The 495-nt window shown below is 65.1% G+C and carries 4 pseudogenes; 2 read left to right on the forward strand and 2 right to left on the reverse strand.

The window, feature by feature from the left end:
* A pseudogene (locus tag U8L64_RS20055) lies at positions 1 to 153 on the forward strand (endolytic transglycosylase MltG); the annotation flags it as partial.
* A gap of 33 nt (positions 154 to 186) precedes the next feature.
* On the opposite strand, the pseudogene U8L64_RS20465 reads toward U8L64_RS20055, so the two are convergent.
* Positions 187 to 234, reverse strand: a pseudogene (locus U8L64_RS20465) (hypothetical protein); the annotation flags it as partial.
* A gap of 10 nt (positions 235 to 244) precedes the next feature.
* Between U8L64_RS20465 and U8L64_RS20065 the strand changes: the two are divergent.
* A pseudogene (locus U8L64_RS20065) lies at positions 245 to 373 on the forward strand (tyrosine--tRNA ligase); the annotation flags it as partial.
* On the opposite strand, the pseudogene U8L64_RS20070 reads toward U8L64_RS20065, so the two are convergent.
* Positions 354 to 495, reverse strand: a pseudogene (locus U8L64_RS20070) (HIT domain-containing protein); the annotation flags it as partial. The pseudogenes U8L64_RS20065 and U8L64_RS20070 sit on opposite strands and share 20 nt — an antisense overlap.

Raw genomic sequence — 495 nt, forward strand, 5'->3', positions numbered from 1 at the left:
CTGCCGCCGACCCCGATTGCGATGGTCGGGCGCGAAGCGATTCACGCCGCGCTGCATCCGAAGGAGGGGCGCAGTCTCTACTTCGTCGCGCGCGGTGATGGTAGCCACGTCTTCAGCGACACCCTCGACGCGCACAATCGGGGTCGGCGGCAGACCGGCGGTGGTGTATGTGTTGTAAGGCGTCGGCCGGCGCAGGTCGTTGCGGCTGATGCGTCCGCGATAGCTCTCGCCCATGCCATAGATCACGGTGGGGATCAACAAGATGCGCCAGTTGCAGGACTTGGGGCACCAGGTGATTTTCCTCATCGGCGACTTCACCGGAATGATTGGCGATCCGAGCGGCAAGAGCGCCACACGGCCGCCAGCGCATCGCTGTCCACGTCGAGGCGGGTGCACGCCGCCGAGCGCTTGGGGAGCTCCAGCGTGTGGCCGAACGATTGCGGAAACTGCTCGAGAAAGGCGAGCACCTCGTCATCCTCGTAGCGCTTGTAGCAG

Source organism: Pseudomonas sp. FIP_A4 (assembly GCF_036701605.1).
GTDB classification, from domain to species: domain Bacteria; phylum Pseudomonadota; class Gammaproteobacteria; order Pseudomonadales; family Pseudomonadaceae; genus Stutzerimonas; species Stutzerimonas phenolilytica.